General features: G+C 64.7%; 20 protein-coding genes and 1 pseudogene. 9 read left to right on the top strand and 12 right to left on the bottom strand.

Annotation, left to right across the window (positions count from 1 at the left end):
* Window positions 1-183 precede the first annotated feature (183 nt).
* The 4 genes from LB529_RS01895 to LB529_RS01910 all read right to left on the bottom strand — a co-directional run bounded on the left by LB529_RS01895 (window position 184) and on the right by LB529_RS01910 (window position 2,841).
* Window positions 184-1,464, bottom strand: a complete 1,281-nt coding sequence (locus LB529_RS01895; RefSeq protein ID WP_224710001.1) for a DUF763 domain-containing protein — start codon at window positions 1,462-1,464, stop codon at window positions 184-186.
* A 106-nt stretch (window positions 1,465-1,570) separates the two neighbouring features.
* Window positions 1,571-1,903: a hypothetical protein gene (locus tag LB529_RS01900; RefSeq protein WP_224529568.1), complete on the bottom strand. Its 333-nt coding sequence runs from the start codon at window positions 1,901-1,903 to the stop codon at window positions 1,571-1,573.
* A gap of 145 nt (window positions 1,904-2,048) precedes the next feature.
* On the bottom strand, window positions 2,049-2,378 hold the full coding sequence (locus LB529_RS01905; protein ID WP_224710002.1) for a hypothetical protein: 330 nt from the start codon (window positions 2,376-2,378) through the stop codon (window positions 2,049-2,051).
* Between the two features lie 151 nt (window positions 2,379-2,529).
* The gene (locus LB529_RS01910) at window positions 2,530-2,841 is read right to left on the bottom strand and encodes a hypothetical protein (protein ID WP_224710003.1); all 312 of its coding nucleotides are present in this window, start codon (window positions 2,839-2,841) and stop codon (window positions 2,530-2,532) included.
* A 251-nt stretch (window positions 2,842-3,092) separates the two neighbouring features.
* Here LB529_RS01910 and LB529_RS01915 point away from each other — a divergent pair, with 251 nt between their 5' ends.
* Window positions 3,093-3,446 (top strand): cupin domain-containing protein, encoded by a 354-nt coding sequence (locus LB529_RS01915; protein WP_224710004.1) that lies wholly within the window; start codon window positions 3,093-3,095, stop codon window positions 3,444-3,446.
* A gap of 378 nt (window positions 3,447-3,824) precedes the next feature.
* Here LB529_RS01915 and LB529_RS01920 read toward each other — a convergent pair whose 3' ends face one another.
* Window positions 3,825-5,819, bottom strand: a complete 1,995-nt coding sequence (locus tag LB529_RS01920) for an acyltransferase family protein (RefSeq protein ID WP_224710005.1) — start codon at window positions 5,817-5,819, stop codon at window positions 3,825-3,827.
* 834 nt (window positions 5,820-6,653) lie between these two features.
* Between LB529_RS01920 and LB529_RS28940 the strand changes: the two genes are divergently transcribed.
* The gene (locus LB529_RS28940) at window positions 6,654-6,776 is read left to right on the top strand and encodes a hypothetical protein (RefSeq protein ID WP_263483512.1); all 123 of its coding nucleotides are present in this window, start codon (window positions 6,654-6,656) and stop codon (window positions 6,774-6,776) included.
* An 81-nt stretch (window positions 6,777-6,857) separates the two neighbouring features.
* On the opposite strand, the gene LB529_RS01925 is transcribed toward LB529_RS28940, so the two are convergent.
* Both LB529_RS01925 and LB529_RS01930 read right to left on the bottom strand, forming a co-directional pair.
* Entirely contained in the window at window positions 6,858-7,085 is a 228-nt protein-coding gene (locus LB529_RS01925) for a hypothetical protein (protein WP_095768306.1), read from the bottom strand.
* A 468-nt stretch (window positions 7,086-7,553) separates the two neighbouring features.
* Window positions 7,554-8,483 carry a LysR family transcriptional regulator gene (locus tag LB529_RS01930; RefSeq protein WP_224710006.1) on the bottom strand — a complete coding sequence of 310 codons (930 nt, stop codon included), beginning with the start codon at window positions 8,481-8,483 and terminating at the stop codon, window positions 7,554-7,556.
* Window positions 8,484-8,614: 131 nt separating this feature from the next.
* Between LB529_RS01930 and LB529_RS01935 the strand changes: the two genes are divergently transcribed.
* The 4 genes from LB529_RS01935 to LB529_RS01950 all read left to right on the top strand — a co-directional run bounded on the left by LB529_RS01935 (window position 8,615) and on the right by LB529_RS01950 (window position 12,970).
* Window positions 8,615-10,045 carry an MFS transporter gene (locus LB529_RS01935; protein ID WP_224710007.1) on the top strand — a complete coding sequence of 477 codons (1,431 nt, stop codon included), beginning with the start codon at window positions 8,615-8,617 and terminating at the stop codon, window positions 10,043-10,045.
* 284 nt (window positions 10,046-10,329) lie between these two features.
* Window positions 10,330-10,635 carry a hypothetical protein gene (locus LB529_RS01940; RefSeq protein ID WP_095768308.1) on the top strand — a complete coding sequence of 102 codons (306 nt, stop codon included), beginning with the start codon at window positions 10,330-10,332 and terminating at the stop codon, window positions 10,633-10,635.
* A 215-nt stretch (window positions 10,636-10,850) separates the two neighbouring features.
* Window positions 10,851-12,215 (top strand): NfeD family protein, encoded by a 1,365-nt coding sequence (locus tag LB529_RS01945; RefSeq protein ID WP_224710008.1) that lies wholly within the window; start codon window positions 10,851-10,853, stop codon window positions 12,213-12,215.
* Complete coding sequence (locus LB529_RS01950; protein ID WP_095768310.1) at window positions 12,212-12,970, top strand: slipin family protein; 759 nt, start codon at window positions 12,212-12,214, stop codon at window positions 12,968-12,970. Before LB529_RS01945 ends, LB529_RS01950 begins: the two co-directional genes overlap by 4 nt.
* 36 nt (window positions 12,971-13,006) lie before the next feature.
* Here the strand turns inward: LB529_RS01950 and LB529_RS01955 are convergent, their stop codons facing one another.
* The gene (locus LB529_RS01955; protein WP_224710009.1) at window positions 13,007-13,492 is read right to left on the bottom strand and encodes a hypothetical protein; all 486 of its coding nucleotides are present in this window, start codon (window positions 13,490-13,492) and stop codon (window positions 13,007-13,009) included.
* Between the two features lie 83 nt (window positions 13,493-13,575).
* A pseudogene (locus tag LB529_RS01960) lies at window positions 13,576-13,710 on the bottom strand (VOC family protein); the annotation flags it as partial.
* Window positions 13,711-13,828: 118 nt separating this feature from the next.
* Here LB529_RS01960 and LB529_RS01965 point away from each other — a divergent pair.
* On the top strand, window positions 13,829-14,212 hold the full coding sequence (locus tag LB529_RS01965; protein ID WP_095768312.1) for an SgcJ/EcaC family oxidoreductase: 384 nt from the start codon (window positions 13,829-13,831) through the stop codon (window positions 14,210-14,212).
* A gap of 115 nt (window positions 14,213-14,327) precedes the next feature.
* On the opposite strand, the gene LB529_RS01970 is transcribed toward LB529_RS01965, so the two are convergent.
* The gene (locus LB529_RS01970; RefSeq protein WP_224710010.1) at window positions 14,328-15,257 is read right to left on the bottom strand and encodes a LysR family transcriptional regulator; all 930 of its coding nucleotides are present in this window, start codon (window positions 15,255-15,257) and stop codon (window positions 14,328-14,330) included.
* Between the two features lie 98 nt (window positions 15,258-15,355).
* Here LB529_RS01970 and LB529_RS01975 point away from each other — a divergent pair, with 98 nt between their 5' ends.
* On the top strand, window positions 15,356-16,366 hold the full coding sequence (locus tag LB529_RS01975) for a zinc-dependent alcohol dehydrogenase family protein (RefSeq protein ID WP_224549828.1): 1,011 nt from the start codon (window positions 15,356-15,358) through the stop codon (window positions 16,364-16,366).
* A gap of 181 nt (window positions 16,367-16,547) precedes the next feature.
* On the opposite strand, the gene LB529_RS01980 is transcribed toward LB529_RS01975, so the two are convergent.
* Window positions 16,548-20,795 (bottom strand): autotransporter outer membrane beta-barrel domain-containing protein, encoded by a 4,248-nt coding sequence (locus tag LB529_RS01980; protein WP_224710011.1) that lies wholly within the window; start codon window positions 20,793-20,795, stop codon window positions 16,548-16,550.
* Window positions 20,796-21,059: 264 nt separating this feature from the next.
* Window positions 21,060-22,022 carry an AraC family transcriptional regulator gene (locus LB529_RS01985; protein ID WP_224710012.1) on the bottom strand — a complete coding sequence of 321 codons (963 nt, stop codon included), beginning with the start codon at window positions 22,020-22,022 and terminating at the stop codon, window positions 21,060-21,062.
* Window positions 22,023-22,278: 256 nt separating this feature from the next.
* Between LB529_RS01985 and LB529_RS01990 the strand changes: the two genes are divergently transcribed.
* Window positions 22,279-23,451, top strand: coding sequence for a helix-turn-helix transcriptional regulator (locus LB529_RS01990; protein WP_224710013.1), 1,173 nt, complete (start codon window positions 22,279-22,281; stop codon window positions 23,449-23,451).
* Window positions 23,452-23,575: the final 124 nt, after the last annotated feature.

The raw sequence follows: 23,575 nt of genomic DNA on the forward strand, positions 1-23,575 counted from the left end.
ACGATGTGAGGTGGCTGACGCGAACTTGCAGAGGCTCGGCGCTGCCCCTCATCCGCCCTTCGGGCACCTTCTCCCCGTAAACGGGGCGAAGGAGAAGCGCGGCATCGGCGACGGTCGCTTTCTCCCAGTTCACGGGGAGAAATTGCCCGGCAGGGCAATGAGGGGCAGCGCTGACCTTCAACGTTATTTGCGGAGTCCGGTGTGCGTTTTGGAGGTTGGCTCCTCGCCACCCTCAGGCTTCCCCTCCCACCCGAACACGCTCCGTCCGCCCAGCAAATGCGACTGGTCCATCTCGCCGGCGACGATCTCCTTCAGGCTCGGCCCCGTCACGTAGCGCTCCATCCTGCGCGACTCTCCATCCAGCCGCCTCAGCGCCTCCAACTCTTCGGTTCTTCCGAGCTTGGCCTTGCCCACTGCCGATTTCAGCACGGTGATCGTCTCGTCATAGACTTTCAGCGGCACGGGGAAGGGGTGGCGGTCCTTGCCGCCATGGGCGAGGGAGAAGCGCGCCGGGTCGGAGAAGCGATAGGGCGCGCCGTGCACCACTTCCGACACCATGGCCAGAGCCCGCACCGTGCGTGGGCCGACACCGGGGACCAGCAGCAGTTCAGGAAAATCCTTCGGGCCGCTTTCGATGGCCGAGGCGATGTTGCCATGCAGGCGGCGCATGACGATGTCGCTTTCGCGCACGTCGTGATGCGCCGGCATGACGAGGTTGGGCAGCAGCGGCTGCGCGGCCGGTTCAGGCTCCGACTGCGGTTCCAGCGCGGCCAGCTCGGTCAGGATCTTTTCCGGGCTCATCGTCTTGAGTAGCGCGATCTGGCCGCCGCGGGCTTTCTCGGCGCGACGGTCGGTCAGGTTGACGATCTCGCCCTGGCGCTCGCCTTCGATCGCCGCATGCGGTTGGTCGACGAAGCTTTTGAGCCCCTCCGACAGCCAGTGGTAGCGGCGTGCCTGGCGAGCATCGCCATTCATGCCTTGCTGCACCACCACCCAGCGCCCATCATCGGTGACGATGAAGCCGTGCAGATAGAGGTCGTAACCGTCCTGCACGGCGGCGCTGTCCACCTTGGCGACGAGCCGGCTGGCGGTGGCCAGGGCATCGCCGTCCAGCCCGACGCGCTCGCCGATCGCCAGCAACTCGCCGGGCGTCTTGCGCGAATGCGCGCCGCGCCCGCCGCAGACATGGATGCCGAGCTCATTGCTGAGCGGATTGAGCCCCCGCTTCAGCGCGCCGATGACGGAGGTGGTGATGCCGGAGGAATGCCAGTCCATGCCCATCACGGCGCCGAAGGACTGGAACCAAAAGGGATGCGCCAGACGCCGCAAAAGCTCATCGCGGCCGTAGTGGTGGATGATCGCCTCGCACAGCACTGCGCCGAGCTTCGTCATCCGATCGCCCAGCCACTTCGGGACCCGCCCGCCATGCAGCGGCAGGTCGGCGCTGCCGCTTCGCTGCGTCAAGGATGTTCTCCGTGGATGCCGGAGAATTAGATGGCATTTTGCCGGGAATTTGCAAGGCGCCGACACGATCTCCCCCCACGAGGAGGGAGATCAGTCCGCCGGCCCGCTAATACCGGTAATAATACCCGTGGTGATGCCTGTGATGGTGCCGATGATGATGCCTGTGGTGGTACCGATGGGGATAGATGTAGTAGTGCCTGTAATACCGATGGTACCGGTAGTGCGGATAGCGGACCACGTAGCCGGGATAGTAGTCATCGTAGTAGCGCGGGCCGTAATAGCGGCCGCCGTAATCGTAGAACGGGCCGCCGCCGTAGAACGGGACACCGAAGAACGGGCTGAAGCCGCCGAACGGCCCGAAGAACTGTGCATCCGCAGGCGCGACCGTGGCTGCGGCGGAGGCGATGGCAATCGCCGAAGCAAGTAAGAGTTTTCTCATGGCAACCTCCTCCTGAAGGCCGATTACCAAATAAACGGTCGCTGCAAGCGTATGTTCCCGATCGCTAATATTCGCAGCGCGTGGTCACCTTCGAGGATAGGTCGCAAAAACGGCTAACAAGCCAGCCCCTCGTTGCCAGCGAGATTCAATACCTGCAGACGCGGATCGCCTCGTAGACCCGGTGGTGATGACGCCAGTGTCTCACATATTCGACTTGGCAGCGCCTGTGATGCCGGAGATAGTAATTCCGATAGTAATGCGGCCTGTAGCTATAATACTGGTGGTAATACGGCCGGTACATGTAGGGGTCACTGTAATAGTCGTCACCGTAATATGGCCCGTAATCGTTGTAATAGTCGTCGTAATAACCGTCCCCGATGCCGATCCCGAATTCTAGGCGTCCGGCATTGGCCGGGCCGATCACGGCGAATGCCGACGCAATGGCTATAGCGGAGGCGAGCAGGAGCGTTTTCATAACTACCTCCTCCTGGAGTTGATCACCCCATAAACGCGCCGGAGGCAGGGTATGTTCCAAATTGCTAATATTCGCCCGCCCATCCCTGGGGATGGGCGGGCGGCCATCTCCCTCGCGAGTAGGAGATCAGCCAATCATGGGCACCGCTCGGTCAGCGCTCGCAGATGCGGATTTTTTCGATGACGCGGTGGTGATGGCGCCAGTGCTTCACGATCCTGACCCGGCAACTATCGCCATAATACCGGCTATGATAGCGGACCACATAACGTTCACGATCCGGGACATAGTAGTCGTCATCATCGTAGACATGCCGGTAATAGCGGTGAGGGTAGTATCCGCCATAATAGTCGTCGTCATAGCCTGGACCGACGCCGATACCGAGTTGCACGCTGCCGGCGCTGGCCGGCGCGATCGCGAACGCCGAGGCGATGGCGATCATCGAAGCAAGCAGAAGCTTTTTCATCGCTGCCTCCTTGAGTTGCAGGACGCCCCTTCGAGGGATAAACGGTTTCGAGGGGCCGGTGTTCCGAGGAAAATGCGCGGCCCCTGTCTCGGGGACGAGCCCGTTCGCAAATGCGGGAAAACGCTCGCTCCCCCGCAAGGGCGCACGGACCAGCGGGAATAGCGCGTCGCGCGATGTCGCAGCATCACTCGCGCACCTTGGCGCCATCGGCTATGCCCCACCTGACGTAAATCTCAACCGCAGGAGCTCCCATGACCAAGCAGACCATTCTCAAATTCGGCGCCGTCGAGCATGCCGAGGCCGGCGACCTGCCGGGCTGGATCGTCGTGGAGGGTAGGCCGACCATGCAGACGGCCGTGCAGCACACCACCGGGGACGGCAAGGTGATGTCCGGCACCTGGCGCGCTTCGCCCGGCACCTATCACGTCACCTACACCGATTATGAATTCGTCCACATGATCGCCGGCCGCATCATCATCACGCCCGACGGCGGCGAGCCGGTCGAGGTCGGCCCTGGCGATGCTTTCGTGGTCGAGGCCGATTTCAAAGGGACGTGGAAGATCCTCGAGCCGGTGACGAAGCATTTTGTCGTTGTGGTGGGGTGAGGGGGCATGAGCTGCTGATCTCTCCCCACAACGACTACGCTACGCACACAACCTCTGTGACTGGCGCGACTGCTCAGGCCGAGGCTTGATTGCCAGGTGGTTCCCCCAATCCGTCGCTGCTTCGCAGCGCCACCTTTCCCCCCTCCGGAGGGAAATGAAGGGAGCGTTGCTGGACGGGCGTTGACGGCAAAAAGCTTGGCGCCTTTCCTCTACCCCGTCGATCGGGGAGAGGTGGCTCGGCGAAGCCGAGACGGAGTGGGGGTCGACCAGCGCTACACAAGGCAATGCATGCGCCAAGCTGCCATGCACGCTATCGCCAAAGGCCAGCCGCTTGGAAATGTGTGCATGCCGTAGCCCACAAGGGGGAGATTGGCAGCATCACCTTCCCACTTTGGAAATCACCCTCTTCTCCACGTCCGGCTCCAGCGATTTCGCGAAGGGTGTCGCCATATGGTGCCGGTCGCGGAAGGCGAGCTTGCCGTCGATGAAGACGTGGCAAATGGTGGCGCTGCAGAAGCGGTCGGTGAGGTCGACGTAAGCAGCGTTGGGGATGCTGTCGACAATATCGCGCTCCACCGCCGCCATCTTGTCGTTGGCGGCATAGGCCCGCGTCTGGTCGCAGCGCGAGGGCGTTTCGTTCCGCCAAAGCGCCCGCGCCACGCAGGTGTCGACATTCGCGTTGTTGAATGGCACGTCGCGGATGAAGGCGACCTTGAGGCCGGCTTGGCTCAGACTGGTGAGCGTGGAGCGCAGGCCGGCCCGCCAGTCGGCGTCCTGACTGTCCATGTCGCCGTCGCGCCCCGCCATCTTGCGCCCGCTGCTCAGCGCCAGTTCCGATATGACCACCAGCGCTGGCTTTGCGCGGATGATCTCCTTGATCGCCTGCTCGCGCCAGCGGTCGCATTCTGCGTAGGCGCGCTTCAGCTCGGACGACCAGACGCTGATGCGCGAGGCGCGGCAGGAGTTTTTCAGCCAGGTCATCACCCGGTAGCCGTTTTTCCGGCCCGCCTCGATCAGCGGCGTCGACCAGTGGTCGGCGTGGGAGTCGCCGAACAGGGCTATGGTGCGCCCGCCGTCGCCGAACACACAAGGGATCGGCGTGACCGTCTCGTAGTCCAGCACGCAGCCTGCTTTGGCGCGGGCCGTGGAGGGTTCGGCGGCGCTCGCGGCGATGATGCGCTGCCGCGGGTCGAGATCATGCGCGGCGAGCCTGGCATTGCCATAGGCGGCTGCGACGCCGGTGCCGGTCAGGAGGAGGGCCGGCACCAGCGCCCGCGCCGCATTGGCCATCAGCCAGCCGCTGCGACGGATCGGGTTCTCGATGAGGTGGTAGCTGAGGATGGACAGCGCGAGTGTCAGCGCAAGGCAATAGAGCCGCTCGGCAGGCGTCAGCTCCGGCGCCAGCATGCCGGCATAGACGATGACCGGCCAATGCCAGAGATAGAGCGAATAGGAGAGCCTGCCGATCCATTGCAAAGGCGGCAGCGCCAGGGCGGCGTTCACGCAGTTCCGTTCGGAATTGCGCAAACGAGGAGTGCCGTCCCTGACGCCGGCCGCTCCCGCCTTGAGCAGAAGGACTGTGCCGGCCACCGGCAGAAGCGCCAGAAAGCCGGGGAAGGGAGCGTCCTCGCTGAAGGTGAGATAAGCGACCCCGATCATCGCCAGTCCGGCCAGGCTCAACGCCCGCCCCAGCCGCGGACGCTCCTGCAACAGCCGCGCCGGCACCATCGATGCGAGGCCGCCGGCGGCAAATTCCCATGCGCGCAGCGGCGAAAAGTAGAACGCCCAGGGTGGCGATACGATCGTCAGCCAGGCGCAGAGGACAAAGGAGACCAGGCCGGCCGCGGCGATTGCAATGATGATCGAGCGTTTGCCCGGCTTCAGCCAGGCGGCCAGCATCAGCAGCGCCGGCCAGGCGAGGTAGAATTGTTCCTCGACCGACAGCGACCAGTAATGGATGAACGGGTTGCTCGCGGCGTCATTGGCGAAATAGCCGAACGACCAGCGGATCAGCCACAGATTGATCATATAGGCCGAGGCGAACATGGCGCCCTTGGAATAGAGCGCCTGTTCTTCCGGCGACAGGATGACCGCGCCGGCGGCAAGTGTGGCGACGATGACGAAAAGCGCCGCCGGCAGCAGACGCCGCGCGCGCCGGGCGTAGAAACGCAGAAGGTCGAGCCGGCCGGTGCCGGAAATCTCGGTGACCAGATGGCGGGTGATCAGATAGCCCGAGATGACGAAGAAGATGTCGACCCCGGCAAAGCCGCCGGGCAGCGCGGTCAGGCCGAAATGGTAGGCGATGACGCCCGCCACGGCCACCGCCCGCAACCCTTCTATGTCGGGCCGGAAATCCTGCGCTGATGCTGACACGAATACGAACCTCGCAAGCTCGTTCGTATCCCGCCTTGGGGAAGACTTGCGCCTGCGGGCTCATATCGCAATGCAACAAATCTAACGCGGTGCAACATAAAGGGAGGGCGTGACAGGCTTTCGGCGGTGACGGCCGCAGTGCCATCCTCGGACTTTACGTTCTGAGATCCGATCCGATCACGCGCCGATGCCGTCGGTAGGCCTGGTTGGGCGATATTTGAGGCCGATGCCAGACAGGCGCCGGGAACTGGCGGCCGCGGTGCCGTTGTCGGTCAAGCGTTGAATCGGGGCGGTGACGCTCCGGCTTGGTCCCGCGACATCCGGCTTGAAAATTGAGGCTGGCCAGGAGCGGGCGGTACACCTCGAAGGTGCCCGCCCGTCCGGCGCCGCCGCCAAGCTGCTGAAACCCCGTCCGTCCCCAACAGCAACGGTCATGGCGTGACCAGTGGTTGCCGAGTGCCATTGGCGCGGTGCCCTGTCAACGCCGCCGGACAGCGGCCCGGAAGCGTCTTTTTAGCCGCCTTTTCGTCCTCGAAGCACGCTTTGCAGCCGTGCCGGGGACACGGCGAAAAGCCACGAAATGGCGGAATTCCGGGCTTTTCAGACATCCACCAGGCAGCCCCGCGCATATCCTATCCGCTTGAACAGGCTGATTTTTCGCCGGCCGGCATGTCGCTTCGACCCCGACTTTTTTTGGGTGCAATTCGGCAGTACAGCATTGATGCCCGGCGACGACGGATTCCGCTTGAAAGCGGCATCGAATCTATCTGTGAGCCGTTTCATGACCCGCTCATGAAAGACGTGATAGAGTGTCGCCGAATGGGGGAAGTTGCGATGGCCAAACGGTTGTTCGAGGTTCTTGCCAGACGGCGGTCATGGCTGGACCGGGTCGCTTTGGGGCTGCTCGTGTTCCTGGCGACCCTGGTCGCCGCGCTGATGGGCGGCGCCAGCACTTAAAGCCAGGAAAAGTGCGTGGCGGTTTGCTCGGCGACTTCGCCGCCCTTCGTGCACACTGGCGCCAGTGCACAACGGAGCGCGCTATTTCCTTTGGCCTATAGCCTTGAATTCGAATGTCGTGGGCCTGAGCCTGACCGGTTTCGGCCGCTCGGTGAGATCGACGACGCGGACCCATCTGTCGGCGCCGGCGCGCAAAGTGACTTTCTGGCCAAGCGCCTTCTCAGCCGCCTCGAAAGGCGTCTTTGCTGCGGCCGAATGGACCGCGACGACGGCTTCGCCGTCCATTTCCTCGACACGATAGATTGTCATGCGGGGCGCCCGCCGCTCCGCTCTCGTCCTTATGCATTATATTAGAAGTTACGAATGAAAGGCAAGACTCCCAAGTGTAGCGAAAGCGAAGCCTGCCGGGTTTACTCCTCTATCGAAGAGGGCGCGCCGTAGCCGCGCAGGCCGGTTCCGTTGCAGGCCTGGCAGGAACCCCGTTGTCCAGGGCAATTGTCGCGGAACGCGCCAGAGGGACAACATGCGCCGTTCGACGCCACCTGTTTCTCGCACTCGAACACCCTGCCGGCGCCCAGACACCGGGGGCAGGCGAACTTCCTGAATTCGCTCAAGCGAGCCTCCGGCTATTTCACGCGCCCGGCAACGCGCTGACTATGCCGCGGGTTCCATAACAGATACGGTTAGTCCTGCGTACGACAGTATAAGTTAGTAGAAGCTAATGTAATAAAGGCATTCGCCTGCAACGCGCGGTTGGTTCCGCGGTGCCGCGGCGTATCAGAGCATGGGTTCCTCGCCCTCGCGAAACGGCGGAGAGGAAAGGCGGCACACCTCTTTCACCAGCCCGCGCAGCCAGCGATGCGCCGGATCGGCGTCGAGCCTCGGGTGCCACAAGAGCGAGACCGTCAGCGCGGCGAGCTTCACCGGCAGCGTGAAGGTAAACAGGCCCTCGCGCAGCGTTCCGGTATAGCGTTCCGGCACCGTGGCGATGAGGTCGGAGCCACGCGCCAGCGCCAGCGCCTCGGCGAAGCCGCCGACCACGGTCGCGACTGTCCGCGTCAGCCCGGCGAGTTGCAAGGCGTCATCCACCGGGCCGCGGTCGAGGCCGCGGCGCGAGATCAATATGTGCCGACCGGCGGCGAAGCGCGCGGCGGTGATCCGGCCTTCGCACAAAGGATGGCCGGCCCGCGCGACGCCGACAAAGCGGTCGCGGAACAGCGCCTGCGCGCGCACCTCCGGCCCGGTCGAACCGCCCACCACGCCGGTCTCCAGATCGACCGCGCCCTCGCGCATCGGGCCGCTGTCCTTGTCGGGCTTGGGCACGAAACGCAGTTGCACGCCCGGCGCTTCCTCAGTCACGCGGGCGAGCAGCGCCGGGCCGAAATTCTCGACGAAACCATCGCTGTTTCGCAGCGTGAAGCTGCGGCCAAGCCGCGCGAGGTCGAGCCGCTCGGCAGGCCGCAGCACCGCTTCCGCCTCCTTCACCAGCCGCCCGACCTGCCCGCCGAGCTCGACAGCGCGCGGCGTCGGCACCAGGCCGCGCCCGGCGCGCACCAGAAGCGGATCGCCGGTCGCCGCGCGTAGCCTCGCCAGCGCCCGGCTCATCGCCGAAGGGCTGAGCTTCAAGCGTCGCGCGGCTTTGGCGACGCTGCCTTCGGCAAGCAGCACGTCAAGCGTGACGAGCAGGTTGAGATCGGGTCGCGACATGGCGCGACCATAGCACGGATTCGTCAAGCGACATGGCGTCTGATGCACTATTCAAGTGCATACGCTGCGTGTTCCGCCATGTCATGCGCACGCTTATCTTCCCCGCAAGTTCAACCGACGGAGAAGAAATCATGGCCGACATTGCCGAAACCCGCGCCGCGCCCCTGCGCCATTCGACGACGGGCGCGTTGGCGGGCCTGTCGCTTGCCATGCTCGTCTCCTCGCTCGGCACCAGCATCACCAATGTCGCGCTGCCGACGTTGAGCGCGGTCTTCGCCGCGTCCTTTCCGGCAGTGCAGTGGGTGGTGCTCGCCTATCTGCTCGCCATCACGGCGCTGATCGTCAGCGTCGGGCGTCTCGGCGATGTCGTCGGCCGCCGGCTGCTGCTGATCGCCGGCCTGGCGCTTTTCAGCGCCGCTTCGTTTGCCGCCGCGCTCGCGCCGTCGCTGGCGATGCTGATCGCTGCCCGCGCCGTGCAAGGCCTGGGCGCCGCGGTGATGATGGCGCTCACGATAGCCCTCGTCGGCGAGACGGTGCCGAAGCAACGCACCGGCAGCGCCATGGGCCTGCTCGGCACCATGTCGGCGATCGGCACGGCGCTTGGCCCCTCACTCGGCGGCGTGCTGATCGCAGCTCTCGGCTGGCGCTCGATCTTCCTCATCAACGCCGCGCTCGGCGCCGTCGCGCTGCTTGCCGCCTGGCGCTTTTTACCGGGCGACAAAGGGGCAGGCATCGACTGCGCAGAGGCGAAAGGAGCCGCGCGTTTCGATATGCTGGGGACGCTGCTGCTTGCCGCCACGCTTGCCGCCTACGCGCTGGCCATGACCATGGGGCGCGATCATATGGGTGGCCTGAACATGGCGCTGCTAGGCGGGGCAATTGTTGGCGCGGCGCTGTTCGTCGTCGCCGAAGCCAAGGTGGCGTCGCCGCTGGTCAAGCTCGCGCTGTTGCGCGACCCGGTGCTGGCGCCGAGCCTTGCCATGAACGCGCTGGTCTCGACGGTGATGATGGCCACGCTGGTCGTCGGCCCGTTCTTCCTGTCGCGTGCGCTGGGCCTCGGCGACGCTGCGACCGGAGCCGTGATGTCGATCGGGCCCGTGGTCTCGGCGTTCTGCGGCATCATTGCCGGGCGTGTCGTCGACCGCCTCGGCGCTGCCGCGATGATCATGGCCGGGCTGGTGCTGATGGTCGCCGGCTGCGTCGCGCTCGCCGTGCTGCCGGGCGTCTTCGGTGTCGTCGGCTACGTGGCGGCGATCATCCTGCTGACGCCCGGCTACCAGCTCTTCCAGGCGGCCAACAACACCGCCGTCATGGCCGACGTCGACAGCTCCGAGCGCGGCGTGGTGTCGGGCATGCTGAGCCTGTCGCGCAATCTCGGCCTTGTTACCGGCACGGCGGTGATGGGCGCGGTGTTCGCCTTCGCCGTGGGCACCAAGGATGTCGCGACGGCAGCGCCGGTAGCGGTCGCCGGCGGCATGGTGTTCACCTTCGCGGCGGCCACGGGGTTGGTGGCGTTGGCGGTCGCGATAGCGGTGGCTGGGCGGAGAGGGCGGATCGCGTAATCTGGGGAGAGCGGCAGCTTCGGCGCCACGCCGTCCCTTCCGCGATCGCGCAATTTCGTCACCGCACGGGGAGCATATTCTGACACGCGGCGGTGCCCATTCCGCCTTCGGCCGGTGCCTCAGCTACCCCAACGAACCCCCGCCCTCTGCGGCGCCGGCCCATCCTCCCACCCGATCTCGACCGCGCGCCGGAGCGGATGGCGCATGTCGTCCTCCCCGGAACCAAAGCGACAGGCAGCGGTTTACCCAGCCGAAGGGATGATTCAGGAATCAGGAATAAAGCAATGAAAACAGTGCTTCTTGCTGCCCTGGCGCTCTGCGTCGCCGCACCCGCCGTCGCTTCGGCGGCCGAGGCCGATGTCGTCATCAGGACGCATCACAGGCATCATTATCATCACCGCCCCGCCATCATCATCAATGACGAGGGCCATCGCTTGCATCACCGCCATCACGGCACGGTCGCCTTCTATGACAATGGCAAGCGTAGCTGGCGTTATCGCCATCACCGTCGTCAGGACGTGGTCGTCACGAGTTCGATCCACCGGCACCATCATCGTCGGGTCGTCGTCGAGGGCGGCTCCGACTATTGACGCCCCGCGCCCCGGCTCGTGCGATCAGACACGGGCTGGGAGCGCTTTTTTTTGATTTGTCTCTTCAGGACCGATTCCGCTGCGCAGCGCTTTCAGCGCGCTGGCCTGAAGCATGGCGCCCAACCGCAGCCGCCGACGGTTGGCGCAGGCGCCCTTCGACGCTCATTGGACTTCGCCACGGCACAACCCATATTTGAGCTCATGGAGCTTCGAGCGTGACCTTCGCGCGGGTGGCCCTTTTCGCCGTTGCCCTCCTGGCCGCGGCTGCCGTTTCTTCCTTCTCCTCGACCGGGAGCGGGAAGGTCGCGTTGAGCGTTGCCATTGACGGCGCTATCGGGCCGGCCAGCACCAGGCAGCTCGAGGAGGCGCTCGATACTGCTGCTCAACGCAACGCCGAAGTGCTCGTCCTTCAGCTCGACACGCCGGGCGGCCTGGTCACCTCGATGCGCGAGATGATCGCCGACATTCTGGCCTCGCCCGTGCCCGTCATCGGCTACGTCGCGCCGGCCGGCGGCCATGCGGCGAGCGCCGGCACCTACATTCTTTACGCAACCCATGTCGCGGCCATGGCGCCGGGCACCAATCTGGGCGCGGCGACGCCGGTCGAGATAGGCGGGCTGCCGTCGCTGCCGGGCGGCGACAAGGACAGGAACCAGAAGGGCGTCGCCGAGCCGCCCGGCGACGAGATGATGGCCAAGGTGACCAATGACGCGGTCGCGCTCATCCGCTCGCTCGCCGAGATGCGCGGCCGCAACGGCGACTGGGGCGAGAAGGCGGTGCGCGAGGCAGCGAGCTTGTCGGCCAACGCCGCCCTGCAGGAGCATGTCATCGACTTCGTCGCCCGCGACGCTACCGAGTTGCTGCAGCTTGCCGACGGGCGCACCGTCGATGTCGCCGGCGCCAAGAAAGTGCTGGCGACGAAAGGGCTGCCGGTCGAGACGCTGGAGCCTGGCTGGTTCATACGGCTGCTCTCCGTCATCACCGACCCGAACACCGCCGTCATCCTGATGCTGGTCGGCGTCTATGGCCTCGTCTTCGAGTTCACCAGCCCGGGCGCCGTGGCGCCCGGCGTCATCGGCACCATCTGCCTGGTGCTCGGGCTCTATGCGCTCAACCTCTTGCCGATCAACTATACCGGCCTGGCGCTGATGCTGCTCGGCATCGCCTTCCTGATCATCGAGGCCTTCAACCCCACCGTGGTGCTGGGGTTGGGCGGCGTCGCCGCTTTCCTGCTCGGCTCGGCCATGCTGCTCAGGATCGAAGGGCCGGGCTTTGCCATGTCGTGGGCGGTCATCGGCCCCGCCGCCGTGCTGACGCTCGGACTGGCGCTGCTCACCGGAACCTATGTCTGGACGGCGCGCAGGAACCCGCCGCGCGTCGGCGGCGAGGCGATGCGCGGCCTGCCCGTCGAGATCATCGACTGGCAGGGCGGCGAGGGCCATGTGCTGGCCTTGGGCGAACGTTGGCGGGCGAGGGCCGACGAACCCGTCGTACCCGGCGACAGGGTCGAGGTGATCGACGTCAGCGACCTCGTGCTGACCGTGCGGCGTCGTGATGCGAGCAACAACGGAGTGAAATGATGGTCGGTTACGTGGCCTATCTCATCATTGCGCTGCTGGTGATCATCTTCCTGGCGGCCGCCATCCGCATCCTGAGGGAATATGAACGCGGCGTGGTCTTTACGCTCGGCCGCTTCACCGGGGTCAAGGGCCCTGGCCTCATCATCCTCATCCCGTTCGTCCAGCAGATGGTGCGGGTCGATCTGCGCGTGGTCGTCCAGGATGTGCCGCCGCAGGATGTCATCTCGCGCGACAACGTCTCGGTCAAGGTCAACGCCGTGCTCTATTTCCGCATCGTCGACGCCGAGCGGGCAATCATCCAAGTCGAGGATTTCATGGCCGCCACCAACCAGCTGGCGCAGACCACGCTGCGCTCGGTGCTCGGCAAGCATGAGCTCGACGAGATGCTAGCCGAACGCGACAAGCTCAACAGCGATATCCAGGAGATCCTCGACCAGCGCACCGATGCCTGGGGCATCAAGGTCTCCAATGTCGAGATCAAGCATGTCGACCTGAACGAAAGCATGATCCGCGCCATCGCCAAGCAGGCCGAGGCCGAGCGGCTGCGCCGCGCCAAGGTGATCAATGCCGACGGCGAGCAGCAGGCGGCGGCGAAGCTGGTCGAGGCCGGCCGCATGCTTGCGGCCGAGCCGCAGGCCATGCAGCTGCGCTATTTCGAGGCCCTGCACGACATCGCCGGCGAGCGCTCGTCCACGGTGGTATTCCCGCTGCCGGTGGAACTGCTCGGGCAATTCATGAAAGGGCAGGGCAAATGAGGCGTTGACGCTGCCGGTCTTCCCTCGTCGGCAGAGTCAATCGGCCTCGCCGCCCGAACCCTTGCCGCATTCTGCCAGCACCTTGCCGATCGCAGCACCTGAGCCTTTCAGCGCAAAGCTCGCCGCGCCGTATTTGTCGGCCGAGACCGTCACCTCGCCATTGCCGCGCAGCAGCGCCAGCAACGGGTCGGCGGGGCCGGAGAGTTCGGCCGTGAAGTAATTGTACATCGCCTCGAGCTCGAGCTTTTTGGTCACGCTCTTGCCGCCGGCCTTGAAGGTGAAGGATCCGCCGATGCCGGGCTCCAGCTGCCCGCCCGCGGCGCCGAGATCATAGCTCAGCACCGGCTTGTCGAAGCAGGCCAGCATCAGATGCGCATCGCCCTTCGGCCCGCCGCACACCGAAGCCGTCATCACGCTGCCGCCTTCGTCCTCCTCCATCCGGGCGGACCAGGCGCAAGGCGCGGCATGGGCGAAAGGGGTGGCTAGAAGGGCAAGTGTGACGATTGCCAGTGCGCTTTTCATAGTCGATCCCCCCACCGTGGCGGGCATCATATAGAGATTGGCGAAAGTCGGCGAGCGGCCAATCTCTCCTGAATGGATCTCGCTTAAGTGCTCTTGGCCGGCTCGAACAATTCCAGCAGATTGCCGGAAGAGTCGACCAGCAAGATCTGCGAGCCGCCCGGCCTCGTCACGATTTCATTGCGGAAGTTTAGGCCTGCCATGCGCAACCGGGCGACCTCCTTCGTCGCAAAACGCGGGCGATAGCGCTCGGGTTCGTCCGCGGCGTTGCCGGCGACGGCGATTGCACCAGGTATTGACGACAAATCCGACCGCCGACGATTGCAAGGAGGTAAAGCGATGACCGATGACGCAACCGCGATCCGCCAGGTGGTCGAGACCTGGATGGCGGCGAGCCGGAAAGGCGATCTGGAGACCGTGCTTGGCCTGATGACAGACGATGTCGTCTTCATGGTTCCCGGCAAGGAGCCCTTCGGCAAGGAAGCCTTCGCCGCGGCCTCCAGGGGCATGGGCGAGACCAAGATCGACGGTGATAGCGAGATCGTCGAGCTCAAACTGCTCGGCGACTGGGCCTATATCCGCAACCGCATCGATATGACGGCGACACCGCCCGGCGGCGAGCCGGTGCGGCGGTCCGGCTATACGCTGACGCTGCTGCGCAAGGAGAATGACGGCCGCTGGCGGCTGGCGCGGGATGCGAATTTGCTGGAGGCAAAAGGGTAGGGCGCAGCAGCCGGAACTGCCTGTCCCCTTGTGGCTATCCCCTTCTGGGGCGAGAAACCTTGTCCTGCGAACGCGGCGTTCGCGATCGCCGGCGCGAATGCCCGCTATCTCGCGCTTACTTTCGCCACGGCGGCTCAGGCGCGAAGCACTTGCCGATCCAGTCGGCGAAGGCGCGGGTCTTGGCGGCCTGACCCTTGGCCGAGGGCATGACGACATAGACCGCGCCCTCGTCGGCAAGTGTCCAGTCTTCCAGGATCGGCACCAGCCGGCCGTCGGCGAGCTCGCGCCCCACCAGCCAGTCGGTGCTCATCATCAAGCCGACGCCCTGCACGGCGGCCTCGACCAGCACCTCGGCGTCGTCGCTGACCAACGGCCCCGAAACCTCGATGCGCACGCGCCGGCCCTCGCGGTCGGTCATCTCCCAGGCGGGAAAGGTCTGGAAGCCGGAGAAACCCAGGCAGCTATGCTCCAGCAGCGCCTGCGGCGTTTCCGGCCTGCCCCTTCTGGCGAGGTAGGAGGGCGCGGCGCAGAGCAGCCGGCGGCGCGTCGCCACCTTGCGCGCCACCAGGCGCGAGTCCTCCAGGCTGCCCAGCCGTACGGCGACGTCGAAATTCTCGGCGACGAGATCGGCGAAGCGGTTGGAGAACTCTGCCTCGATGTGGACCTCGGGAAACTCCACCAGGAATTGCGGCAAGAGCGGCCCGATCCACATGCGTCCGAAGGTCCCCGGCAGCGCCAGCTTGAGCAGGCCGCGCGGCCCGCCGGCGGCATGCGCCGATGCGGCCGCCTCGGCCTCGTCGACCGAAGCCAGGATGGCGCGCACGCGCAACAGGAATTCCGCGCCCGCCTCGGTAAGCGACACGCTGCGCGTGGTGCGGTGGAGCAGCCGCACCCCCAGCCGCTCTTCCAGCGATTGGAGACGGCGCGACAGAATGGTCGCGTCGCGCCCGACTCTCGCTGCCGCCCTGGTGAAGGAGCACGCCTCGGCGACGGCCGCGAAGGCCGCCATTTCGGCAAGGGCGGAGGGCTCAACTGATTTCTGCATGATTTGCAATACTCAAATGCAAAGTCCAACGATTATCGAGTAGTAGCGCAGCAGCTAGGTTCGCTCAATCGTCCATCGACCACGCACGGAGTGAACCCATGAAAGCCATCGAACTCAGCCAACCCCGGCTCGACGCCTTCCGCGCCGCCAGCATCGCCACGCCCGAACCGCAACGCGGCGAGGTGCTGATCCGCCAGCGTGCGGCGAGCCTGAACTTCGTCGATGTCGCCGTTGCGAGCGGCAATTATCCCGGCCCGGTGTTTCCGCTCGTTCCCGTCGCCGACGGCGCCGGCGAGATCGTCGCGCTGGGCGAGGGCGTGACGACATTCAAAACTGGCGACCGCGTTGTTGCCCACGCCAAGCCGCGCTGGATCGGCGGCCGGCCGCGTCCCCACGAGATGACGCAGATGCGCGGCATCTCGTTGCCCGGGTCGCTGGCCGAATATGTCGCGCTGCCGGCCAACTCGGTCGTGCCGGTCCCGGCGCATCTCTCCTTCGGGGCGGCCTCGACCTTGCCGATCGCCGGCACCACCGCGTGGAACGCCATCCGCGCCGCCGATGTCGGGCCGGGCTCCGTCGTCGTGCTGCTCGGCACGGGCGGCGTCTCGATCTTCACCCTGCAGCTTGCCAAGGCGGCCGGGGCCACCGTCATCATCACGTCGTCCTCGGACGAGAAGCTCGAGCGGGCCAAGGCGCTCGGCGCCGATCACCTGATCAATTACCGCGCGACACCGGATTGGGACGGCAAGGTGCTGGAACTGACCGATGGCCTCGGCGCCGACCTCGTCGTCGAGACCGGCGGCACCGCCACCTTCGCGCGCGCCGTCAACGCCACCGCCCCCGGCGGCACGCTGTTCACCATCGGCTTCGTCACCGGCGCCGAGGCCACGGTCAATCTGCTGCCGATCATCATCAAGGCGCTGAAGGTGGTGGGCAACAACACCGGATCGGTCTCGGACCTGCGCGACGCTGCCCGTGCCATCGGCGCCGCCCGGATCGAGCCGGTCGTCGACAAGGTGTTTTCACAAAACGAGGCGACCGAAGCCTACACCTACATGGCCGCCGGCGGCCTGCATTTCGGCAAGCTGGTGTTCGGCTTGGATTGGTAGGAAGAGCCGACGCTGGAGTGGGCGAAAGCAATGAATCTCTCGGTCTCCCTGAAGCCGACTTCCCTGACAGGAAGATGTGGGAGCTTCAATCCGCCTCGCCGCCCGAGCCCTTGCCATATTCGGCCGGGCTCCGTCGACCGAGCGTTCTCACGCTACTCCCGATCCTTCTCACCTTTCGCCATCAGAACTGGAGGTCGAGGTTGGCCTTGACGCCGTTGTCGGCCTTATGGGAGCCGAACTGACCGGTGTAGGACAGGCCGAGCGTGGCATTGGCCGAGATCGGCAGGTCGAAACCGGCCTCGATCACCACGCTGTCCCTGGCGATGGGCACGCCGGCAATGGTGAAGGCGTTGCCGCCGGCGAAAGCGAAAGTCGAAGTCGGCGTGACATCGCCGAAGGCATGGCGCCAGCCGAGCGTGCCGCGCGCGGTTGCCTCGATGCTGCCCAGGGTCAGGCCGGTCGAGGCGCGCAGCCCGAGCGTGGTGAAGGTCGCGTTGGCAGTTGAGCTTGCGCTGGTCAGGGCTGCACCGCCACCTTTCTCGGCGAAGCCGTCGGTGTGCACGCTGACATAGGCGAGATTGGCGAAGGGCTCGAACTTGAAGCGCCCGGCATCGACCTTGTAAGCGAGTTCGCCGAACACCTGTGCCGTGCCGGCGTCGTAGTCGGCCGACAGTTGACCGGCGAAGCCATTGAAGGCAACCGCGCGCTTTGTCGAGATGCTGTTCCAGCTGTAGGCGGCGCCGGTGCGGAACGCGATGGCGCCCCAGTTGGTGCCCCCGTAGAGCCCGAGATGATAATTGTCGCCGGCGCCGCTGGAACGGCGAGCGTCGGCGTCGAAACTCGAATGGCTGTAGCCGCCTATGGCGCCGACGCGCCAGTCCCCGACCAGGCTATCGGCGCCGACCAGCAGCCCCCCGGTCGAACGATCGAAGGCGGCGGCATTGCCGTCGCTGCCGACATGCCCCCACGAGCCGAAAGCTTGGCCCCAGACGGCGACGCGATCGGTGTCGGCCGCGACCATTTCCGGCCCGCCCTCGCCATAGGCCATGACCGGCAACGCGGCTGCGTCGGCATCGCCAAACGCGGCGCTGATCCGCCTGGTGGCGGCGTCGCGGATGAAGCGGCTGTCCTCGAGGAGCATCCCCTTGGCCGAGGCGTGAATTTCGCCGGAAAGCTGGTCGAAGGCGTCCTGGGCGGCTGCCTTGCTCGGCAAGGCAAAGATGGCATCGAAGAGCGGATTGCCGACGCCCAGACTATCCGCTCCGCCGCCGGTGGCGATCTGGTTCGGCGTCAGGCCAACGCTGGCAAAGCTTGCCTTGGCCAGGTTGAGATAGACATTGTTCGCGTCATAGGTCAGCGTCGGCGCAATGAAGATCGAGCCTTCGAGACTGGCCTTGTCGAAGGCACCGGTGACACCGCCCGCCGCCGTGACGATCGTGTAGGTCGTTCCGGTCGCATAATCCGGATAGGGGATGACGACGACCGTGCCGCCGCCGATCGTCACGGCGCCGGTGGCGCTGATCAGATCGGATGTGCCGCCGCTTTCGACTTCAACGGCATAAATCGAACCGGCCGAGAAGGTTGTATTGCTCACATTGATCGTGCCGATCGAATTGCCTGGGGCGAAGGTCCCGCCCGAAGCAATGGTCACATTGCCTGCCGTGCCCGATCCGCCAAGCAGGCCGCCGGTGACATTGATCGCGCCGCCGAGCGAGCCGTTGACATAGAGGCCGCCGCCGAGAACGTTCGTCGTCCCGGTGAACCCGGCGGAATTACCGGTCAACTTGGTGTTGCCGGCGATCTGGTTGATCGTCCCCAGTCCGCTGATCGCGGCAGCGAAGCCATTGTTTGCGCTGGTATGGTTGAAATTGAGCGTGCCGGTGCCGGCGCCGAACTGCAACGTGGCCGAATCGAGGACGCCGGCGCCCGTCGCAGCAGTGCCCGCTGCGCCGCCGATGTTCAGCGTGCCGGTCGAGCCGGCCTGGCTGGCGATCACGGTAACGCCGTCCACCAGAGCGACGCCGCCGTTGGAGAGCGTCACCGAAGCCGTGCCGCCGAAACCGATCCCAAGATCGCCGTGCATCTCCCACAGCGCGGCCGGGCCGTCGACGGTTGCCTGTCCGGTGGCACCGGTGGCGATCGCTATGTAGGCGGTGCCGCCGGAGGCGACGCCGCCATTGGTGACCGCAAGAGTGCCGCTTCCGAGACCGCCAAGGTACATGCCGTTCTTGTTGGTCCATTTCGAGCCCGCGCCGTCGACGGTAATTGCACCGGTGGCTGCTGCCGCCTGGCCGACAAAAACGAAATTGGCATCTGCTGAGCCGCCGTTGGAGATGGAAAGTGTCGCGTGACCGGCGCCTCCCAGGGTAAGACTGTCATCGGTGCTCCAGGAAGATCCCGCTCCGTCCACAGTCACGGTCGCGGTTGCGGTATCGAATTCTCCGAGGATCGCGGCCTGGTTGAGGACGTGACCGCCATCGGTGACCTGGAGCGTACCCGCGCCCTTGAAACCGACGAACAGGTCGCCAGAATTCATCCAGGTCGAACCCGGTCCATCGACCACGACTCCGCCGGCCGAATCGGCTTCGAGTGCGACATAACCCTTGGTATCGCTGACAGCGCCGCCGTTTGAAATCGCCAGTGTGCCGGCACCATGATAGCCGACGACGAGATTCCCGCTATTGGTCCAGGTCGAGCCGGCGCCGTCGACCGTTGCCGCGCCGGTCGAGGCCGCGTCGAAGCCAAGGTAGCCCAGGTCATTGCTGACCGCGCCGCCGTTCGAGATCGTCAACGTTCCCTTGCTGAGGCCTCCGACGTAGAGGTTCCCGCTGTTCGTCCATTTTGATCCCGCGCCGTCGACGAACACCGCGCCAGTCGAGCCCGCCGAGTTGCCGACATAGCCCGAGGCGCTGCTGACCGCGCCGCCATTGCTTATCGCCAATGTGCCGGCGCCGAAATCGCCAATACCCAGGTTGGAGCTGTTGGTCCAGGTCGAGCCGGCGCCGTCGACGAACACCATGCCGATGGAGCCCGCCTTCGCGCCGACAGCGGCCCAAGTGTTGCTGACAACGGCACCGTGAGAGATCGCCAGGGTGCCGTTACCGAAATCGCCCACCATCAGGTTGGAGCTGTTTGTCCAGGTCGAGCCGGCGCCATCGACGAACGCGATGCCGGTGGAGCCTGCCTGCGCGGCGATATTGCCCTCACCATTGCTGGCCGCGCCACCATTTCCGATCGTCAGCACACCGGTGCCGCTATCGCCGACATAGAAGTTCGAACTGCTGGTCCAGGTCGAGCTGGCACCGGTGACCACCGCTGTGCCGACAGAGCCCGTCTGCGCGCCGATCATACCGATGGTGTTGCTGACCGCGCCGCCATTCGAGACCGTCAGCGCACCCTGGCCCTGGAAGCCGATGAAGAGGTCCGAAGTGTTGGTCCAGGCCGAGCCGGCACCGTCGACCGTCACCAGGCCTTTGGAGCCTGCGGCATAGCCGGCATAGCCCACCGAACTGGTGACTGCGCCGCCATTGGTGATCTCCAGCGCGCCGAAGCCCGCGTTTCCAACCGCAAGGGCCGCGTTCGCCCAGGTCGAACCAGCACCGTCGACAGTTGCTGTGCCAGTGGAGCCCGCCAGGTTGCCTAGAATGCCGCTCAGATTGCTAACCTTGCCGCCGCTCGAGATGTTCAGCGCGCCGGTGCCCTGATCGCCGACGTACAGGTGGGAAGAGTTTGTCCAGGTCGAACCCGCGCCGTCGACCGTCACCATGCCGTTGGAGCCTGCATGCGTACCGATGCTGCCCGTGGCATTGTTGACCGCGCCGCCATTGGTGATGTCCAGTGTGCCGACGCCACGTTCGGCGATATAGAGATCGCCGCTGTTGGTCCAGGTCGAGCCGGTCCCGTCCACTGTTACCGTGCCTGTGCCCTGACCGAAACCGACATGGCCCACGGTGTCGCTCACGGCGCCACCGTTTGAAATCGTAAGGGTGCCGGTGCTGTCGGTGCCCAAGGCAAGGAAAAGGTCGGAACTGTTGCTCCAGAGCGAGCCCGCTCCAACGACGCTTACCTTGCTGTGGGCGTTCGAAGCGTAGCCGAGATAGCCGGCGGTGTCGGCAAGCGTGCCGCCGTTCGTAATCGTCAGCGAGCCTGTGTAGCTCGCAATGGTGCCAACAAACAGATTTTGCGCGGCTGCGCTCGGCGCATTGACCACGGCCGGGTGCGGAAACGCCGCGTCGAGGGTGACGTCGTCGCTCGATGTCGGGACAGCGGTGGGATTCCAGTTTCCGGCGGTGAACCAATCCGTGGACGCCGCGCCGGTCCAGATCTCGGCTGCCGTGGCGCTTGGCTGGCCAAGGCCGATCAGCGCCGTCGACGTCAACGCCAGATATTTCAACGCCTTCTTCCGGCCTTCAAATCCATTCTTCGGCATTTAATCCCCTGACAGACAAGTCATTTCACCCTGAAGGTGACATGTCATTGGAGCCCGGCATTGTCTTGGGCAGCGCCGCACTGGAATTGGACTGGAAAGAGATGCCGGTTCTTTTCTGCGCGCTGTGATGGTTTGGCACCACCGAGCATTTTGCAGCCAAGCGGCGTCGCTTGGCGTCGCAGAAATGCGGCTAAAACAAACAGATAGAGCGAATGGGTAAATCGGAAATCGCGTCGCCTGACCGATTTCGGGAGACGCCCGGTTCTATCTGGCGCTCGTCGGCGTGTAGCCGAAGCGACGGCGGAAGCAGCGATTGAAGTAGGACACGTCGCTGAATCCGCTCATCATTGCAATTTCGCTGACCCGCATACGGTCATTGTGTCTTTGGGCGAGCATCTTATGTGCGCTTTGCAAGCGCAGCTCGAGCACACGCTCGGAGAAGCTGATACCCGTCTCCTGGAGGATGTCGTGAATATAGCGCGTCGACAGACGGAGTTCCTTTGCGACGCCCTGCGCGGAGATGCCAGGATGGGCGAAATTGTCTGCGATGTTGGCCAGGACCGCCCGCAGCCTGGCCGCGCGCAGGCCGCGCAGGCCAGCCAATTCGGCAGCCTCACCTTTCGCGCCCGTCACCAGACCGATCAGATCGACGATCACGTCCGTTGCGTGCGTGATGAGATCGGCCGAGACGAGGGGGCGGCCGGTCTCGAGAAGTTGGCAATAACGCTTGAGAAGATCGAGAGCCTCGCTTTCGGCGCCGATCTTCAACGCCAGCCTGTCATCGATCTGTGGGAAGGCCTGTATGAGGACGGCGCGTGGGACCACCACGTTGGCCCACACATTCCGGTCGGCACCGACCATTTTCAGTGCTTCCGATGCCGTGACCAGGACCGCTTCTCCCTTGCCGACGCCGTATTCGCGGCCGACCTGCGCCCCGGTCAAAACGGTGTCGGCCTTGTTGATCAGCAGGAGATATCCGTCATTGCCGTCGTCGGCAATGTTGCTTGCTTTCCTCGTTGCATGCCTGATCGTTCCGGACATCTGGCCGAGAACTAGTGATCCGACAGCCGTGGCTTCGATCGCCGCCTCGAAAGGCAGGTCTGCGGATATGCCGTATTCAACCGACCATATCTCCGCGACATGGGTGTCCTGCCAGAGGGAAAACCGATCGCGTTCATTGAGATGCGAGGGCAACTGAGCCGATGAAAACACCGTCTTTCGCGACAATCGAACACCTCGAAAAGCTACAGCTTCAAAAATTGTCGAACGCGATGCTTTCCAATCCGGGAATAACAAGCGACATTGATCGCTCGGCGTTCGACCGATCGCATTAGACCCTTAATCGAGTTCAACCAGGCGTGGCGTCACCCCAAAGTATGACGTCGCGAAATCCTTCCAGACGGATCGGCGTTTTTGCGCCGGGCGGCTGTCAATTTGTTGCTGTATTCATCTTTTTTCGCTCATCCCTCATGCGGGGCAGGGCATGTCAGGGGGCGTGGTGGAGAGGCTGGGCAGCGAAGTACTTTATTCGATTATCGGTGAAATTTATGATTGCGTTTTGAATCCGGAAGGCTGGACCGGAGTGATGACCCGGGTCACCGAAGCTGTCGACGCTGCCTATACCACTGTCGCGCTGGCCAGCACCGCTGACAATCAGGGCCGTTTCGCGGCTCAATCAGCTTGGGATCCGGTGCAAATGCGCGCGCTCCAGGAAGATTATGACTTTGACGAAATTCCCGGATTGAAGGCCGCGGTCATTGGCGACATCGACACGCCTGTTGCGACGCTGTCGCATATGAGCGAGGCCGAGCTCCAGCAAACGCCGTTCTTCCAGAATTGGGCCGGGCCGCAGGGATTGCGCGAGGCTTGCATCACCAAATTCGTTCACACGCCGGACCGGATTGGGCTCATGGGCTGCACCACGCGTGCCAACAGGGGTATCATAACCGTTGAAGAGCAGCGGTTCCTGGCATTGCTCTCGCCGCATCTGCGTCGCGCTTCCCTGATTGGAGATCTGCTCGATCAGACCCGCATTACCGCCAATTTCTATCGCGAAGCGCTCGACCATCTCGCCGTGCCTGTCGTTTTTGCCGGCGCCGACGGAGCAATCCTCTATGCGAATGGGGCTGCCGACCGGATGTTTTCCGGGCAGGGTCCCATTCTTTCCAGGAAGGGCCTGCTCCAACCGCAGAATCCGGCGGTCGCCCGCGCTTTGGCGGAAGCATTAGCCAGCGCCGCCGGCGCAGATGCTTCGCTTGGCTCTCGCGGCATAGGGCTGCCCGTTTCAGCGCCGGGTCAACCGCCCGCCGTAGCCTATGTGTTGCCGCTGACCGAAGGAACCGCGCGCGCGGCTTTCCGGCCCGCCTGCGCTGCCGTCTTCGTATCGACCACGACGTCCTCTTCTCCGCTGCCGGAGGCCGTTCTCACGACGCTGTTCGATCTTACTCCCGCGGAGGCCCGGGTCCTCCTGCGGATCGGCAGCGGATTGCCCGCGTCCAGGAGCGCCTCATCGCTCGGCATCAGTGAAAACACTTTGAAGACCCATCTCAACCGGATATTCGCCAAGACCGGCACGAGGCGCCAAGCCGATCTCGTCAAACTGATTTCGGACATAGGCATGCCTTTCGGGACTGATCAGGCTGCCGCCCGCCGCTGAGCTGGCCGCGCCGGGTTCCTCGTCGGCGCCGGGCGGTGCCAGGTAGACTCACACCCAATCTCCGCGTCCAGACGGGCAATCGACTGAGGCTGCATGGCCACACTGACCGGGAAAGCGTTGCGGC

Origin of the sequence: Mesorhizobium sp. CA5, assembly GCF_020165105.1 — a bacterium.
Lineage (GTDB): Bacteria > Pseudomonadota > Alphaproteobacteria > Rhizobiales > Rhizobiaceae > Mesorhizobium.

Excerpts from the sequence above, each read along its gene's own strand:
- LB529_RS01915 (WP_224710004.1), top strand. The coding sequence starts at position 3,093 with ATGACCAAGCAGACCATTCTCAAATTCGGCGCCGTCGAGCATGCCGAG.
- LB529_RS01950 (WP_095768310.1), top strand. The coding sequence starts at position 12,212 with ATGATGGTCGGTTACGTGGCCTATCTCATCATTGCGCTGCTGGTGATC.
- LB529_RS01965 (WP_095768312.1), top strand. The coding sequence starts at position 13,829 with ATGACCGATGACGCAACCGCGATCCGCCAGGTGGTCGAGACCTGGATG.
- LB529_RS01905 (WP_224710002.1), bottom strand. The coding sequence starts at position 2,378 with ATGAAAACGCTCCTGCTCGCCTCCGCTATAGCCATTGCGTCGGCATTC.
- LB529_RS01955 (WP_224710009.1), bottom strand. The coding sequence starts at position 13,492 with ATGAAAAGCGCACTGGCAATCGTCACACTTGCCCTTCTAGCCACCCCT.
- LB529_RS01940 (WP_095768308.1), top strand. The coding sequence starts at position 10,330 with ATGAAAACAGTGCTTCTTGCTGCCCTGGCGCTCTGCGTCGCCGCACCC.
- LB529_RS01970 (WP_224710010.1), bottom strand. The coding sequence starts at position 15,257 with ATGCAGAAATCAGTTGAGCCCTCCGCCCTTGCCGAAATGGCGGCCTTC.
- LB529_RS01900 (WP_224529568.1), bottom strand. The coding sequence starts at position 1,903 with ATGAGAAAACTCTTACTTGCTTCGGCGATTGCCATCGCCTCCGCCGCA.
- LB529_RS01990 (WP_224710013.1), top strand. The coding sequence starts at position 22,279 with ATGTCAGGGGGCGTGGTGGAGAGGCTGGGCAGCGAAGTACTTTATTCG.
- LB529_RS01975 (WP_224549828.1), top strand. The coding sequence starts at position 15,356 with ATGAAAGCCATCGAACTCAGCCAACCCCGGCTCGACGCCTTCCGCGCC.
- LB529_RS01980 (WP_224710011.1), bottom strand. The coding sequence starts at position 20,795 with ATGCCGAAGAATGGATTTGAAGGCCGGAAGAAGGCGTTGAAATATCTG.
- LB529_RS01935 (WP_224710007.1), top strand. The coding sequence starts at position 8,615 with ATGGCCGACATTGCCGAAACCCGCGCCGCGCCCCTGCGCCATTCGACG.
- LB529_RS01925 (WP_095768306.1), bottom strand. The coding sequence starts at position 7,085 with ATGACAATCTATCGTGTCGAGGAAATGGACGGCGAAGCCGTCGTCGCG.
- LB529_RS28940 (WP_263483512.1), top strand. The coding sequence starts at position 6,654 with ATGGCCAAACGGTTGTTCGAGGTTCTTGCCAGACGGCGGTCATGGCTG.
- LB529_RS01930 (WP_224710006.1), bottom strand. The coding sequence starts at position 8,483 with ATGTCGCGACCCGATCTCAACCTGCTCGTCACGCTTGACGTGCTGCTT.
- LB529_RS01910 (WP_224710003.1), bottom strand. The coding sequence starts at position 2,841 with ATGAAAAAGCTTCTGCTTGCTTCGATGATCGCCATCGCCTCGGCGTTC.